The organism is Spirillospora sp. NPDC048823, assembly GCF_043198445.1.
Taxonomy (GTDB): domain Bacteria; phylum Actinomycetota; class Actinomycetes; order Streptosporangiales; family Streptosporangiaceae; genus Spirillospora.
Window position 1 is genome coordinate 22634 of sequence record NZ_JBICUT010000019.1, and the last position, 15440, is coordinate 38073.

Below are 15440 nucleotides of genomic sequence, written 5' to 3' on the forward strand. Positions count from 1 at the left end.
CCGGTGGCTCCCTTCGCGCGTTATGTGAACGGGTACGCGGCCAGATATCCGGCCGTCACGGTGCGCCAGGTGCGTTCCGCTCGGACCCATTCCCGGGCCGCCTGCCCGATTTTCAGCCTTCTTTCGGGACTGTAAGCCAGATCTTCCAGGCAATTCGCCCATGCTTCCGGGTCTTCCGGAACTGTTAACGCGCCGGTTACGCCAGGTTCCACAATTTCCCGAAGTGCCCCGACTTCACTGGCTATGACCGGGAGTCCCCCGGCCATCGCCTCGATCGGCTTGAGAGGCGTCACCAGCTGGCAGACCCGGTCCGCCCGGCGCGGAACCGCGAACACATCGAGGACGGCATGGAACCGGCGAACGGACCCCATCGGCACCCGGCCGGTGAACACGGCGTGAACGCCGTGCCCGGCCGCGCGCCGTTCGAGCGCGCCGCGTTCGGGGCCGTCGCCGACCAGCAGCAGCGTGACGGGCGCGCCGCGGTCGCGCAGCAGCGCCGCCGCGTCGATGAGCGTGTCGATGCCCTCGTAGCCGTAGAACGACGACGTGAGGCCGACGACCGTCGCGCTCTCCGGGATGCCGAGCCGGTCGCGCAGGCCGCCGGGGTCGGGGAGCGGTTCGAGGAACACCTCGTCCACACCGTTCGGCACCGTGAAGATCTTTTCCTCGGGGATGCCGCGGGACGCGATCTCCGCCCGCATGGCCTCGCCCAGCGTCACCACCGCGTCCGCCTCGGCCATGCGGCGCGTCTCCAGCTCGCGGGTCAGCCGGTAGAAGTCGTCCGCCTCGCTGTGCGCGGGGTCGCGCGACAGCCAGGAGTCCTCCAGGAATCCCCGCACCTCGTACACGACGGGCAGGCCGTGCCGGCGGCCCAGCTCCAGCGCGACGGCCGCGTTCAGATGGTTGCTGACCGCGTGCAGGACGGACGGCCGCAGCTCCTCGACGAGGCGTCCGGCCAGATCGGCGCTCCTGCCGACGGCCCGGAGCGGATCGGCCGGCGGCAGCCACGGGAGCAGCCGGTGGTAGGGGACGCCCTCGACGTCCACCCGCGTCCGCGCGTCGCCGGCGCCCTCGCTGAGCGGGTATCCGAGCCGCGTCACCACGTGCGTGTCGAGGCCCGCCTCCCGCTGGGCGAGGGCGATCCGGTGCGTCCGGACGGTGTATCCCGCGTTCGTGCGCGGCAGGGCGTTCGTCACGAACTGCAGGACCGTCCTCCCGGACGGGGCGGCCTTCCCGGAAGGGGCGGCGCCGCGCGCGCGAGCGGACGGGGAATGGGCCAGCAGACGGCGCAGGTCGGCCGTCTCGCGCTGAACGTCCCGGGGTTTCGCGACGACGAGCCGGGAACGCCGCAGCCGGGCCCCGGCCGGGGTCCGGGCGAGCAGCCGGACGGCCAGCCGGAACGCCCGGCGGGGATCGTCCCTGACCTGCCGCCAGGCGAGCCCCGCCAGATAGACGTGTTTCTTTGTGGGCACGGCGGGCGAGCGTAGGCAACCCCGATGAACAGAAGGGAAATTGTGTTGGGACCCATCGTGCACGTCCTGGGGGCGCGGCCGAACTTCGTCAAGGCCGCCCCGGTGATCCACGCGCTGGGCGCCGCGGGCGCCGAGCAGACGGTGATCCACACCGGCCAGCACTACGACGCCCGGATGTCGGAGATCTTCTTCGACGAGCTGGGCCTGCCGGAACCCGACGTCAACCTCGGCGTCGGCTCCGGCGGACACGCCGAGCAGACCGCCGCGCTGCTCGTCGGGCTGGAGAAGGAGTTCACGAGCCGTTCACCCGCACTCGTCATCGTGTACGGCGACGTGAACTCGACCATCGCCGCCGCCCTCGTCGCGGCCAAGCTGCAGATCCCCGTCGCCCACGTGGAAGCCGGGCTGCGGAGCTTCGACATGTCCATGCCGGAGGAGGTCAACCGGCGCGTCACCGACCAGCTCTCCGCGCTCTGCCTGGTCACGAGCCCGGAGGGGATCGGCCACCTCGCGAACGAGGGCGTCCCGGTCGAGCGCGCCCACCTCGTCGGCAACCCGATGATCGACACGCTGCTGGCGAACCTCGGCTCGTTCGACACCGGCGCGGTCCGGGAGACGCACGGGCTGCCCGAACGGTACGTCCTGGCGACGATGCACCGGCCCGCGAACGTGGACGCACCCGAGACGGCGGCGGCCCTCGTCCGGCACCTGCACGGCGTCGCCGACCTCGCCGACCTGATCATCCCCGTCCACCCGCGCGGCCGGGCGAACCTGATGGCCGCCGGCCTCGGCGACCACGACGGCGTGCACATCCTGGAGCCGCTCGGGTACATCGACTTCATCGCGGCCGTGCGCGGGGCGGCGGCGGTCGTCACGGACTCGGGGGGCCTGCAGGAGGAGACGACGATCCTCGGCGTGCCGTGCCTGACGGTCCGTCCCAACACCGAGCGGCCCATCACCATCACCCACGGCACGAACCGCCTCGTCACGTTCGAGGAGCTCGTTCCCGGGGTGCGCAAGGTCCTGGAGGCGGAGGCGCGCGCGGGCGACCGCAAGCCGCCGCTGTGGGACGGCCACGCCGGCCCCCGCATCGCAGAAGTGATCATGGAGTTCCTGGGTGAGTGACGAGGCGAAGGACGCGGCGCGGCAGGAGGCGAGGGCGTACCAGCAGCTCGGACGCCTGAAGTCCACGCTGCGCGAACGCGAGGCGCGCGTCGCCGAACTGGAGAAGCAGCTCGCAGCGCTGGAGCGCTCGACGGCCCTGCAGTTCGGGCGCCTCGTCGCCGGCGCCGCGCGCAACCCCAGGCGCGGCCGGCGGCTGCCCAAGGACCTGTACCGGCTGTGGCGCACCCGGAACGCGCCCGCCGCGGCGTCGAAGTCCGCCGCCGGCGGCGGTGTCCAGCCCGACCGCGTCGACCGGCCCGAGAACCGCCTGCTCGTCGCCGGGCCGTGCGACACCCTGATCATCGCGGGCATCCTCACCCCGCGCACCGCGTCGCGGCTCGCCGAGCACGCCAAGGTCGTCCCGCTGTACCCGCACGACGCCGCGATCGTCCTCGACCGGGCGGACGTGGACATGGTCGTCGTGGACGCGGCGGCCGGCGAACCCGGCGGCCCCTGGGCGTACCTGGGCGTCCCCGGCATGTACGACCGGGACGCCGCACTGGACGGCGTCCGCAGGATCGCCGCCGCCCGCTCGCTCCCGCTCGTCCTGTGCGGCGAGGCGCCGCCCGCCACCCTGGCCTGCCTGACCTGGGACGCCGTGATCGCCGACGGCGCCACCGACCCCGGCCGGCTCGCGCGAATCGTTGAACCGGCCCATTGAAAGGAACCACCGTGCGACCACGCGCCCTCGTCTACGGCGACGTCGATCTCAACATGATCGACGGATCGGCGATCTGGGCCCAGGGCATGGTCCAGGCCCTCGCCCGCGCCGGCTGCGAGGTGACCCTGGTCCTCAAGGCCCCCATCCGGACCGGACGTCTCGTCGACCCGCTGCGCGCCCTGCCCGGCGTCACCGTCCGAAGCCCGCACGCCGAAGGCATGTTCGACGGCCTCCTCGTCCCGAAGCACGCCGCGACGATCCTCGCCCGCATCGACGCCGACGAGCAGCGCGCGCCGAGCGGAGACGGCCGGCCGGGGCACGGGTTCGACCTGGTCGTCGTCCGCGGCCGGCGCCTCGCGGCCAAACTCGCCGCGGGTCCCCTGGCCGGACGCCTGTGGACGTACCTGACCGACGTCCCCCAGTCCGCCGCCGAGTTCACCGCGTCCGCCAAGGGCGAGCTGCGCCGGATCGCCGACGCGTCCCGCGTGCTGCTCTGCCAGACCGAGGAACTCCGCGGCTTCCTGGAAGGCGCCGTGCCCGCCGCGGCCGGCAAGAGCGTCCTGTTCCCGCCCGTCGTCGTCCTCCCGGAGGGCCTGACGCCCCGCCCCGCCGGGGCACCGGACCACCGCGCGCTCCGCCTCGTCTACACCGGCAAGTTCGCGCCGCGCTGGAACACCTACGAGATGACCTCCCTGCCGCGCCTGCTCGCCATCCGCGGCGTCGAGGCCGAACTCCACATGGTCGGCGACAAGATCCACGACGATCCCGCCGACCCGGGCTTCGCGACCCGGATGCGGACCGCGCTGGAGAGCGGCGAGGGCGTCGTCTGGCACGGCGGCCATCCCCGCGCCGAGGCGATGCGGCTGACGGCCGCCTCCGACGTGGGCCTCTCCTGGCGGCACCCCGAGATGGACGCGAGCCTCGAACTGTCCACGAAGGTTCTGGAATGCGGCACCTTGGGGGTCCCGGTCGTCCTGAACCGGACGCCCATGCACGAACGCCTCCTCGGTGCCGACTACCCCCTGTTCGCCGCCACCGAAGACGACGTCCTGGACGCCCTGGCCCTCATCGGCAAGAACCCCGACGTCTTCACCCTCGCCGCGGACCGCTGCCGGTCGGCCGCCGCCGAATACACCCTGGACGCCGCCGCCGGCCGCCTCCGCGCCTACCTGTCCCAGACGTTCCCGGAGCCGTCCGAGGCCGTCCTGTCCGTGAAGGACCGCCGGCTCCGCGTGGGCGTCGCGGGCCACGACCTGAAGTTCTTCAGCCGCCTCCTCGACTACCTGCGTTCACGCCCCGACATGGAGGTCCGGGTCGACCACTGGGCCGCGTTGAAGGCCCACGACGAGAAACGCAGCCAGGACCTGGTCGACTGGGCCGACGTCGTCATCTGCGAATGGTGCGGCCCGAACGCCCTCTGGTACGCGGACCGCAAACGACCGGACCAGCGCCTCGTCGTCCGGCTGCACCGCTTCGAGCTGTACGCGCACTGGCCGAAACAACTGAAGATCGACGCCGTCGACCAGGTCGTCTGCGTCAGCCCCCACTACACCGGCCTGACCCGCGAGATCACCGGCTGGCCCGCCGAGAAGGTCGTCACCGTCCCCAACTGGGTCGACGACGCCCAGCTCGACCGGCACAAGCTGCCCGGCGCCGAACACCACCTCGGCATGATCGGCATCGCGCCGGCCCGCAAACGCCTGGACCTGGCCCTCGACGTCCTCGAAGAACTCCGCCGCGACGACCCCCGCTTCACGCTCTTCGTCAAATCCAAGCTCCCCTGGGAGTACTGGTGGATCTGGCAGAAGGACGAGGAACGCGCCCACTACGACGAGGTCTTCCGCCGCATCCGCCGCTCCCGCCTGCTGTCCGGCGGCGTCGTCTTCGACTCCTACGGCCGCGACGTGGCGTCCTGGCTGCGCCGCATCGGCTTCGTCCTCTCCACCAGCGACGACGAGAGCTTCCACCTGGCACCCGCCGAAGGCATGGCGTCCGGCGCCGTCCCGGCCCTGCTGCCGTGGCCGGGCGCCGACACCATCTACGACGCCCGCTGGATCCACGAAACCCCGTCCGCCATGGCCGCGTCCATCGCCGCGACCGTCTCCCAGGACCGCTGGGAAACCGACCGGGCGCTTGCCCGCAGCCAGGTCAGGACCGCCTACGGCCTGGACGAGGTCTGCCGCCGATGGACGGACCTCCTCGCCGGATGAGCTACCCCGGCCGGGGCACCGAGGCGAACTGCGACATGCCGAGCCAACCGGACACCGACCGGCGGAGCGCCTCCGGCCCCCGGACCTCGACCGCGCCGGACCGCAGCGCGTCCTCCCAGCGGATGTCGCCGCGCCATATCTGGACCATGTCGCGCAGGCCGGTGGTCACCGTCACCGACACCTCGTAGCCGGGATCCGCGTCGCAGACGTCGGCCTCGCCGGACGTGAGCACGAGCCACCAGCGGCGGTCCCGGGCGGGGACGTCGGGGAAGTCGAACAGGACGACCGTCCGCCCGTCCGGGAGTGCGCCGCGGTCGATGCCGCGGCGCATGTCCCACATCAGCAGTTTCGGGTCGAGGTCCCGGTCCCCGAGCTCTCCCACCCACCGGACTCCCCAAACGGCGAGAGCCTCGACCACCGGCCGCAGCTCCTCACCCGCCGGAGTCAAGACGTACCTGACGTCGTTCCCGTCGACCCTCTTGTCCACGACACCGGCGCGAACCAGCTGGTTCAGCCGCTTGGACAGCAAGGTCGGGGACATGCGGGGCACACCGCGGCGCACCTCGTTGAAACGCTCGCTCCCGGACAGCAGCTCCCGGATGATCAGCAGCGTCCAGCGCTCGTCGAGCAGCTCCATCGCCTTGGCGACGGGGCAGAACTGGTAATAGGAGGCCCCCATGCTTCGCAGGCTAAGACGCCGCGGCCCCGGCCACCAGTACAGATCCTGTACTAGGAGCCGGTTCGCCCCGTGCCTAGCGTGGTTCACACGAAACGAGGGGAGCCGCCATGGGGGACACGATCGACACGATCGACACGGTCAAGGCCGGTCACCGCAAGATGTGGGCGCTCGGGGACTACCCGACGCTGGCCGCCGAGGTCATCTGGGACCTGGGCGGGGTCCTGGTCGAGGCGTCGGGCGTCGGAAGCGGCGACCGGGTGCTGGACGTCGCCGCGGGGTCGGGCAACGCCGCGATCGCCGCCGCGATCGCCGGCGCGGACGTGGTGGCCAGTGACCTGACACCGGAACTGCTGGAGGCCGGACGCAAGGAGGCCGCCCGCCACGACGCGCACCTGGAATGGCGGGAGGCCGACGCCGAAGCGCTGCCGTTCGGCGACGCCGAGTTCGACGCCGTCGTGTCCTGCGTGGGCGTCATGTTCGCCCCCCACCACCAGGCCGCCGCCGACGAACTGGTCCGCGTCTGCCGCCCCGGCGGCACCATCGGCCTGCTCAGCTGGACGCCGGAGGGATTCATCGGCGAGATGTTCAAGACGATGAAGCCGCTCGCGCCGCCGCCCCCGCCGGGCGCGCAGCCCCCGCCGCTCTGGGGCGGCCCCGGCCACGTCGAGGCACTCCTCGGCGACCGGGTCACCGATCTCACCTTCCGCCGCAAGAAGATCCGGATCGACCTCTTCGAAACCCCCGAGGCCTTCCGCGACTACTTCAAAACCCGCTACGGCCCCACCATCGCCGTCTACAACCACATAGCCGGCGACCCCGAAAAGGTGGCCGCCCTCGACGAGGCCCTGACCGACCTGGTCCGCAACCACAACCGCGGCACCTCGAACACGTCCACCGACTGGGAGTACCTCCTGGCAACCGCCCGCCGCCGGCCCTGACCACCTCCACACCCGGCCCGTTGCGCACGCCGAGCGCAACGGGCCGGTCAATGAGCGCTTACCTTCCGTTCAGTGCCTACTGGGCGCGCAACAAGATCGACGAGGCGATCGGCGAGCTGCTCGCCGCAGAACGACGGGCACCTGAGCAGGTCCGCACACACATGATGAGCCGCCAGCTCGTGATGAAGCTTCGCGCCACCACGCTCGGCCGCCGCAGCCGTCCGCTGGCCGACCTCGCTCACCGGATGAACGTCATCTGATGGATCTTCTACGCTCAACACCGTGAGCGACGACCCAGCCGACAGCTTCACCCGCGCCCGAGCGGCCGCAGGCGTCCTGTTCTTCAACGACCGTGACCAGGTGCTCCTGGTCGACCCCTCCTACAAGAACTATCGCGACATCCCCGGCGGCTACATCGAACACGGGGAAACGCCCCGGCAGGCCGCGAGCCGTGAGGTCACCGAGGAGCTGGCCATCAACCCGCCCGTCGGTCGGCTGCTCGTCGCCGACTGGGCGCCGAACGACACCGAAGGCGACAAAGTCCTGTTCATCTTCGACGGCGGCACACTCGCTGACGACCAGCTCGCCGCCATCGAGCTCGACCCGAACGAGCTGACCGGTTACGGCTTCCATAACGTCGGCCAAGCCCACGAGCTGACGATCAGCCGTCTGGCCCGTCGCATCGTTCACGGCCACGCCGCCAGACAGGACGGCGCCACCCGCTACCTGGAGCACGGTGAGTGGTCGTGTTGACCCCCGGTCGACGAATCACCGGATCAGGCAGCCGCCGTGGCAGTGCGCAGGGCTCGACTTCTTGCTCACTGAGTGCTGGCCATCAGCTCGTCTGCCGCCTACACGAGATCCCTGGCGGCCGAACGACTCTCGCGGGGCACCCGACTCCGAGACCCTCAGCACCCTCCCGTGTTGATGAAGCAGGGCCCCATGAGGGCGGACGTGTATACGCTGCATGTTCCAAGTACGTGGCAGTCGGTGTTCTATGACGCGGGGTGGGTGTTGATCAGTCCGTACGTGCGTCGTCTGCGGCTTGCGGCGGAGTTGCGCGAGCTGCGGGAGCGGACCGGGGTCTCGGCGCAGGAACTGGCCAAGAGCTCCGGCGTGTACCGGCAGATGATCAGCAAGCTGGAGAACGCGCACGTCGCACCAGGCCAGGAGGACGTGCAGCGGCTCCTGGACGTCCTCGGCGTCGAGGGCGACGAATGGACCCAGCTCGTGCAGATCACCGCAGGAGGCGGCGTCGCACGGCTGGTGGGAGTCCTCGGGGATCGGTGAGCGCCAGGCCAGGTTCGCCAACCTGGAGGCTGGTGCGAACGTGATCCGCGAGTACCAGCAGAACCTGATCCCAGGGCTGTTGCAGACCGAGGAGTTCATCTCCACGCGCTTGGCCAACACCGAGCTGCCGTTGCCGCCCGACGCCGAGGTCGCCGGTGTGCTGAAGGGACGGGTCGGTCGGCAGCGGATGCTGCACCGTCCGAACGGCCCGTCTTACGAGGTGATCCTCAGCGGTGACCCGAAGGTGGTGGCTCTGGAAGCGGTGACCACCGACCTCGTCCTCACCGATTCGGAGCAGATTGCGCAGTTCGAGATGGTGTACGGCGGTCTCGCCCGTGCAGCCCTGTCGGCGGAGCGGTCACGCGGCGCCCACACGGTGTGTGGTGGCTTGCCGGTATGCAGCGATTCGATGCGAAGTCGATGAAACCGATGAGCATCCCCGTTACGGTCGACCCGGTGCCGCCGTCAGTGTGCTTGGAGTCGTATGGGGACCCCTAAGGTCAGCGTCATCGTGCCCGTCCACAACTGTGCGGGATCACTGGACCGGACGTTTCGGTCCGTCTTCGAGCAGACGCTGCCGGACGAGGTCATCGAGATCATCGCGGTGGACGACGGGTCGACCGACGGCGGCGGGGAAGTGCTCGACCGGCTCGCGGCGGGACGGCCCGGGTTCGTAGTCGTGCACCAGCCGGCGTCCGGTGGTCCGGGACGGCCCCGGAACGTGGGGATTGAGCGCGCCACCGGTGAGTACGTCTTCTTCCTCGACGCCGACGACTGGCTCGGACCCGAGGCGCTCGAACGCTGCTGCGCGATGGCAGACGAGAACGGTACGGACGTGGTCGTCCCCAAATATGTGGGGGTCGGGCGCCGGGTTCATCCGGAACTGTTCAAGGAGAACGTGGAGTTCGCCACGATCTCCGATCCCGTGCCGAACCTCTACGGCAGCATCACCGCACTCAAGCTCTACCGGCGGGCGTTACTCGAACGGCACGACATCCGTTTCCCCGAGGGCGTCCTGTCCGGTGAGGACCAGATCTTCGCCGTCCGCGCTTATTTCGAGGCCAGGGGCGTGTCCGTGGTGGCCGACCACGACTGCTACTACTGGGTCGCCCGTGAGGACGGTACCAGCGCGTTGCAGCGCGGTGGCGCGCCCGCCGAGCTGTACTTCCCGGAGATCGACCGGCTGATGGCCTTCGTGTCGGAGCGGACGGGTCCCGGGCCGGTGCGCGACCGGCTGCTGCGCCGCCATTTCGCCGTCGAGGTCTTCTCCCGGTTCGATCCCCGGTACCAGGCGTTCGACGCCGGGGAGCGGCACGCCACTCGGGAAGCGGCCCGCCGGCTGCTGGAGCGCTACGGCAACGATGGGATCATGCGGCACCTCCCGCCGTACGCGCGGCTGATCGGCCATGCCCTCCGCCACCGGATGGACGAACTGGTCGACGAGGCGGCGCGGGTGCGCGCCGGCGGGCCGCAGAGGTACCTCCTCGACGGCGACCGTGTCTTCGCGGCGTACCCGGGGCTGCGCGATGAGCGGCTCGGCGTCCCCGACGAGGTGTACGCCGTGTCGCAGCCGCCGGAGCAGAAATGGTTTCTGAGCGGTGTCGAATGGCGGGACGGCCGGCTGGCCGTCCGCGGGTACGCGATCGCCGAGCCGCTGGGCGAGGCGGCGGCCTGGTCCGGTGAACTCGTCGTGCGCCGGAGGGGCGGGACGGGCGAGCACCGGACGCCGTTCGAACGGGTCGGCACCACCGATGACGGACGCGCCGTCCTCGGCGCGGAGATCGACCCCCTGGCCGCCGCGGACGCCCCCGGGCGCTACGACGTCTTCGTGTCAGCGCCGTACCGGGGACGCGTTCACGAAGGACGGCTGGGGGCGGGGGACATCGCCGTCCCGGAGGCCGGAGGCCCGGCGATGGGCGATGGCCGGCCCGTGGTGACGCCGTATCTGACGGCCGGGACGTCGTCCCTCGCGTTGCGCGTCAGCGCGGTCGCGCCCGCCCCGGGGACGGAAACGTCCGCCGGGCGTCCCGGCCCGCTCCGGCCCGCCGTCGTGGCGGAGAGGGCGGCCCGGTTGCTGCGCCGTGTCCTCGGCGGCGGGCCGTCCTGACCTCCCCGCGCACGGGACGGCGAAGGCCCCGGCGAGCGTGCTCGCGGGGCCTTCGGCGGTGACGTCGGGGACGGGGGGTCAGCCGGAGCCGCTGACGGCCTCGACCACCTCGGCGGGCAGCCGCTCCCGGTGGCCTTCGATCTCCTCGTTCAGCCTGGCCATCGTCCGGCTGTAGTCGCGGCTGGACAGCCAGAACTTGTAGATGATGACGAGTTCGAAGGCGAGCATCCCGGCTCCGCTGACGGCGATGACGGGGATCATGGCGCCGGAGACGATCGCGGCGGCGATCGGGGCGATGATGAACACGCCCATCTGGAACTCGATGCCGCTGATCAGGTGGGGGCGGATGCGGCCGGCGGTCAGGACGTTGCGGATTCGCGCATACCAGGGGAAGCGCTGGTTGAATCCGGCCTGGAGCACCACGTTGGGGTGATCGGTGAGGACCTGGTTCTCCATGTCCTCCGGGTCCTCGGACAGTGCGTCCTCGACGAGTCGCCCGTCCGCGCCGGCGGCGCCGAGGGTGTCACCGGCGGGGGTGTTCGCCGCCAGGCGCAGCGCCCCGGCCTCCGCGTGGGCCGCCCGGAGCGTGCTGCGCATCTGGGAACGCACCTTGTAGATCTCCAGGGCGTCCATGTAGCGGAGCATGTCGAGGAAGACGACGGCGAGGGCGGTCCAGAGGTAGGCGACGTTGCCGGTGGCGGCGTACTGGCCGGCCATGAGGGCGATGGCGCAGGCGAGGACGCGGACGCGGTCGAAGATGTAGTCGAGCCAGGCGCCGAAGACCGAGCCGGTGCCCTTCAGGCGGGCGATCTTGCCGTCCATGCAGTCGAGGGTGAACGACAGGTGGTACAGCAGCGCCCCTGCCAGGAGCCAGGGCCAGGAGGCGACGGCGAAGCAGGCGCCGGCGGCGAGGCCGAGGAGGAGGGCCCCGACCGTCAGCTGGTTCGGTGTCACCTTCGTCCGGTTGGCGGTGAACTTCACCAGCCGGGCGGCGAGCGGGTCGACCAGCAGTACCGTCCACCATGCGTCACGCGCCTTGTACGTCCGTTGCCGAACGTCCTCGAGCGTGAAGTTCGCCATGGAGAGGGGTGTCCTTTCGATTGTGAACGAGGCTTCTCCGCCGTGGTGGCGCAACCTCGATATGGGAACCGGTCACGGCATGCGCGTGCCCCCTGATCCGCATGCTCGGGCCGTCACGGCCGGAACCGATCGTATCTGGTGACCACGATCGGTTCCCACGAAGTCACGGAGTCGGGGTTTTCACGCCCTCCGGGCCGGGGCCGGGCCGTCCTACGGGTGGCCCAGCATGCGGTCCACGACGCGGGCGGCGGCGTGTCCGTCGTCCCACGCGCAGAACTTGCTCCGGAACGCCTCGTAGCGGTCGGAGTGGGTCGGCATCGCCGTCCCGGCGGCGCGGACCGCCTCGATGACCTCCGCCGAGGTCCGGCAGAGCGGGCCGGGCGCCTCGGCCTCCAGGTCGAAATAGAAGCCGCGCAGCCGGTCGCGGTACTGCTCCAGGTCGTAGGTGAAGAACAGCTGCGGGCGCCCGGTCACCGCGAAGTCGAACATCACCGAGGAGTAGTCCGTGATCAGGATGTCGGAGATCAGGTACAACTCGGCGATGTCGGGGTAGCGGCTGACGTCGACGGCGAACGAGCCGTCGGTGCCGGCGACCCCGCCGCCGAGGTTGAAGTGGCCGCGCACCAGCAGCACGTGGTCGCCGGCGAGCGCGCTCCGCGCCGCGTCGAGGTCGAGCCGCAGGTCCATGCTGTGCGATCCGGGGCGGACCTGGTCGTCGCGCCACGTCGGCGCGTACAGCACCACCGTCTTGCCGGCGGAGATCCCGAGCCGCTCGCGGACCCGCGCCGCCCGCACCGCGTCACCGCGGACCAGCAGGTCGTTGCGCGGGTAGCCGGACTCGATGACCTCGCCGTCAAAACGGAACGCGCGCTTCATGATCGGTGTGCTGAACGGGTTGGGCGACACCAGCGCGTCCCACTGGGCGACGTCGAGGCCGAACCGGCGCAGATAGTCCTGGGCGTTGCGGAACTGGGGCCGCTCGATGTCGTGGCCGATGCGCTTGAGCGGAGTCCCATGCCAGGTCTGGACGTAGAGCTGGCCGTCCCGCTTGGTGAACCATTCGGGCATCGGGTCGTTGCCCACGATGTACTTCGCCTGGGCCAGGGCGCGGAAATGTTCACGGCTGCCGTACAGGACGGTCCGCACGCCCTCGGGGACGGTGAACTGGCCGTCCCTGGTGACCCAGACGTACTCCAGGCCGGGACGCCGCCGCGCCATCTCCTCGTAGACGGCGCGCGGGCTGTCGGAGTACTGCCGGCCGCGGAAACTCTCGAACAACGCCAGGTCGCGCAGCGGCTCCGAGAGGTACCGGGGGTAGTCGTGCAGCGTGATCCGCTTCAGCCCGTGGACGCCGCGCTCCTCGTCGTCCAGCGCGGGAAGCGATTCCAGGCGCAGCGCGTCGCCCTGGTAGGCGGCGAGCCTGAACGAGTGCACGCCGATCACGCGCGGCTCGGGGAGCCCCGCCACGGACGAGCGGGCGACGGCGACCGCGACCTCGCCCCCGGCGGCCGGGGCGAAGAACCCCCAGTGCCCGCTCGCCAGCGGCAGCTCGTCGCCGAAGCGCGGGATCCGGGCCGGGGACAGCTCCGCGGTGAAGCCCCGCTCGTCCCAGGTCACGGGGAAGCGGTGGGTGTCGCCGCCGTCGCGCAGCCGCACCAGCAGATGGTCCGGCCGTCCGGCGCCGGCCATCTCCCCGGTGAGGACGAGCCGCCCGTCCCGCGTCCACTCCGCCCCGGTCACCGCCGGCCGCCGCGAACGCTCCAGGACGCGCAGGTTGCCGAACCTGGTGCGGGTGACGACGATCTCGTCGGTGCCGAGGGAGTGCCGCAGCTCGACGTCGTCGCCGATGGTGAGCCTGACCGGCTTGGCATGCCCGGCCACCTGCAGCGAAGCCTTCCAGTCCAGGCCCTCGGTCACCCAGACGTGCAGCATCGCGGCGGTCTCGGCGCCGTGCGAGACGAGCACGTCGACGGGCACCCGCGCGCTGAACCCGCCGTCCGCGGCGACGTCCGCGGGCAGCCGCGCCTCGGCCATGCCCTGCTGCCGGGCCAGCACCAGCTCACCGGACGCGGCGGCGTCGATGCCGGGGACGCGGCCGTCCAGCACGATGGCGTCGTCCTCGGCGCGCGCCGCCGTGACGTGCGCGACGAGCCTCTTCACCTGGACGCCGAATCGGTCGTCGGGCGTGGTGACCGGCCGGATCGACACGTCCGGGGACGGGTGCCACGCGTTCGCCCAGCGCACGCTGCTGCGCCGGGGGCCCCGCAGCTGCCCGGCGCGGCGCAGCCCGCCCGGCGCGGTGACCTCGGCGTGCAGTTCCCAGGTGCCCGCGCGCAGCGTCTCCGGCGGCGGCCGCCGGTCGAGCAGCCTGCGGAGACGCCGGCGTCCGGCGCCCAGGTCCGCCGGGTCGACGGCGACGGCGAACCCGGCCCAGTCGTAGTCGGCGGCCGCCCGGCGCGCGTCGGCGGACACGTCGGGACGGCGGGTACGCCGCACGGGCAGCTCCACCCGCAGGTCCGAACGGGAGTGCTTCAGCCACACCCGGATCCGGCACGCCTCCGGGCCGGCGTCCGGATCGGTCATCGGGACGCGCGTGATGTAGGCGTGGCCCGAGATGTGCAGCTTTCCGTCCTCCCAGTGCGCCTCGTCGGCCCGGCCGCGCAGGCTCAGCTCGTCGGTGACGTCGTAGAGCTCGTCGGGGACCGCGCGCTCCGGGTCGCCGAAGAACGGGTACCGCGCATACCAGCGGTCGTCCCTGCGCTCCACCTCGGCGGTGAACATGCGGGCCTGCTGGAAGCCGATGAGCTCCAGCAGCTCCTCGAACATCCCCGCGGCGATGAAGTGGTACTTGAGCCGCTTCAGCGCCGTCAGGTCGCGCAGTGCGGTGTCGCCGGCCTCGTCCAGGATGGCCGTCACCAGCGTGCGCAGCCGCTTCCGGTACTCGGGGCCGCCCTCGCCCGCCACGTCGACGTACAGCGGCAGCTCCCCGGACAGCGCCGAGGTCATCTGGAGGCGCCACAGTTCCGGTGACCGGTCGTGCAGGAAGGCGTTGACGGCCCGGACGGTCCGCACCCGGTCTTCGAGGTTGCCCGGCTCGGTGCGCCGCTGGGTGATCGACTGCGACTCCCCTTCGCGTTCCCGCCAGTAGTAGACGACATCGCTCAGGACGTCGACGGCCTCGGCGAGGAAGTGCGCCGGGATCGTCACCGGTGCGTCCTCGTACAGGCCGGGCGGGAAACGGAAGCCGTGCGCGTCGAAGAAGTCCTTGCGGAAGAGCTTGTTCCACGCGGTCCGGTCGCCCAGCAGGCCGGTCCGCCGCGTGATGTGCGTCCGCTCTTGCGGGGTCAGGAAGATCTCGGTGTGCATCGGTGACGGGCGCGGCCCGGCGGACGTGAGCCGCCGCACGCCGCCGCAGCACAGGTCCGAGCCGGTTCGCTCCAGGGAGCCCACCATCAGCTCGTAGGAGTAGCGGGGGACGATGTCGTCGGAGTCCATGAAGGCGAGGTAGCGGCCGCGGGCGTGCCGCACGCCGGTGTTGCGCGCCGGGCCGAGGCCCTGGTTCCGCTGGCGGACGAGGCGGAAGCGGCCGTCACGGTCCGCGAACTCCTTGGCGATCGTCGCGCTCGTGTCGGCCGAACCGTCGTCGACCATGACGACTTCCAGGTCGCTCAGCGTCTGCTGCGCGATGGACTCCAGGCAGGCGCCGAGGTAGTCCTCGACGTTGTAGAACGGAACGACGATGCTGAGAAGCGGCGACAACGACTCTCTCCGGCAGGGCGCGGCAAGATGGGGGATTCCGCTCTACGGCTGGACGAACGCGGCGGACAGACCGTACGGAT

13 protein-coding genes are annotated in these 15440 nt (G+C 71.3%); 9 read left to right on the top strand and 4 right to left on the bottom strand.

Going from position 1 to position 15440, the window contains the following annotated elements:
• Nucleotides 1-20: 20 nt before the first annotated feature.
• Nucleotides 21-1472 carry a glycosyltransferase family 4 protein gene (locus tag ACGFK0_RS32470; RefSeq protein WP_392911871.1) on the bottom strand — a complete coding sequence of 484 codons (1452 nt, stop codon included), beginning with the start codon at nucleotides 1470-1472 and terminating at the stop codon, nucleotides 21-23.
• A gap of 24 nt (nucleotides 1473-1496) precedes the next feature.
• Here ACGFK0_RS32470 and wecB point away from each other — a divergent pair, with 24 nt between their 5' ends.
• From wecB to ACGFK0_RS32485, 3 genes are read left to right on the top strand one after another with little or no spacing between them, the layout of a single operon-like run.
• On the top strand, nucleotides 1497-2597 hold the full coding sequence (gene wecB, locus ACGFK0_RS32475) for a non-hydrolyzing UDP-N-acetylglucosamine 2-epimerase (protein ID WP_392911873.1): 1101 nt from the start codon (nucleotides 1497-1499) through the stop codon (nucleotides 2595-2597).
• Entirely contained in the window at nucleotides 2590-3297 is a 708-nt protein-coding gene (locus ACGFK0_RS32480; protein ID WP_392911875.1) for a hypothetical protein, read from the top strand. The genes wecB and ACGFK0_RS32480 overlap by 8 nt, the downstream gene beginning before the upstream one ends.
• A 53-nt stretch (nucleotides 3298-3350) precedes the next feature.
• On the top strand, nucleotides 3351-5507 hold the full coding sequence (locus tag ACGFK0_RS32485; protein WP_392912135.1) for a glycosyltransferase family 1 protein: 2157 nt from the start codon (nucleotides 3351-3353) through the stop codon (nucleotides 5505-5507).
• Nucleotide 5508: 1 nt separating this feature from the next.
• Here ACGFK0_RS32485 and ACGFK0_RS32490 read toward each other — a convergent pair whose 3' ends face one another.
• A complete protein-coding gene (locus tag ACGFK0_RS32490) occupies nucleotides 5509-6186 on the bottom strand; it encodes a winged helix-turn-helix transcriptional regulator (RefSeq protein WP_392911877.1) in 678 nt (225 codons plus the stop codon).
• A gap of 107 nt (nucleotides 6187-6293) precedes the next feature.
• Here ACGFK0_RS32490 and ACGFK0_RS32495 point away from each other — a divergent pair, with 107 nt between their 5' ends.
• The 6 genes from ACGFK0_RS32495 to ACGFK0_RS32520 all read left to right on the top strand — a co-directional run bounded on the left by ACGFK0_RS32495 (nucleotide 6294) and on the right by ACGFK0_RS32520 (nucleotide 10521).
• On the top strand, nucleotides 6294-7124 hold the full coding sequence (locus tag ACGFK0_RS32495) for a class I SAM-dependent methyltransferase (protein WP_392911879.1): 831 nt from the start codon (nucleotides 6294-6296) through the stop codon (nucleotides 7122-7124).
• 50 nt (nucleotides 7125-7174) lie between these two features.
• A complete protein-coding gene (locus ACGFK0_RS32500) occupies nucleotides 7175-7384 on the top strand; it encodes a hypothetical protein (RefSeq protein WP_392911881.1) in 210 nt (69 codons plus the stop codon).
• Between the two features lie 22 nt (nucleotides 7385-7406).
• Nucleotides 7407-7877 carry an NUDIX domain-containing protein gene (locus ACGFK0_RS32505; protein WP_392911883.1) on the top strand — a complete coding sequence of 157 codons (471 nt, stop codon included), beginning with the start codon at nucleotides 7407-7409 and terminating at the stop codon, nucleotides 7875-7877.
• 276 nt (nucleotides 7878-8153) lie between these two features.
• Nucleotides 8154-8414, top strand: coding sequence for a helix-turn-helix domain-containing protein (locus tag ACGFK0_RS32510; protein ID WP_392911885.1), 261 nt, complete (start codon nucleotides 8154-8156; stop codon nucleotides 8412-8414).
• A complete protein-coding gene (locus ACGFK0_RS32515) occupies nucleotides 8407-8838 on the top strand; it encodes a Scr1 family TA system antitoxin-like transcriptional regulator (protein WP_392912137.1) in 432 nt (143 codons plus the stop codon). Before ACGFK0_RS32510 ends, ACGFK0_RS32515 begins: the two co-directional genes overlap by 8 nt.
• Nucleotides 8839-8898: 60 nt before the next feature.
• On the top strand, nucleotides 8899-10521 hold the full coding sequence (locus ACGFK0_RS32520) for a glycosyltransferase family 2 protein (protein ID WP_392911887.1): 1623 nt from the start codon (nucleotides 8899-8901) through the stop codon (nucleotides 10519-10521).
• 78 nt (nucleotides 10522-10599) lie between these two features.
• On the opposite strand, the gene ACGFK0_RS32525 is transcribed toward ACGFK0_RS32520, so the two are convergent.
• Entirely contained in the window at nucleotides 10600-11601 is a 1002-nt protein-coding gene (locus ACGFK0_RS32525) for a CDP-alcohol phosphatidyltransferase family protein (protein WP_392911889.1), read from the bottom strand.
• Between the two features lie 210 nt (nucleotides 11602-11811).
• Entirely contained in the window at nucleotides 11812-15360 is a 3549-nt protein-coding gene (locus tag ACGFK0_RS32530; protein WP_392911891.1) for a CDP-glycerol glycerophosphotransferase family protein, read from the bottom strand.
• Nucleotides 15361-15440: the final 80 nt, after the last annotated feature.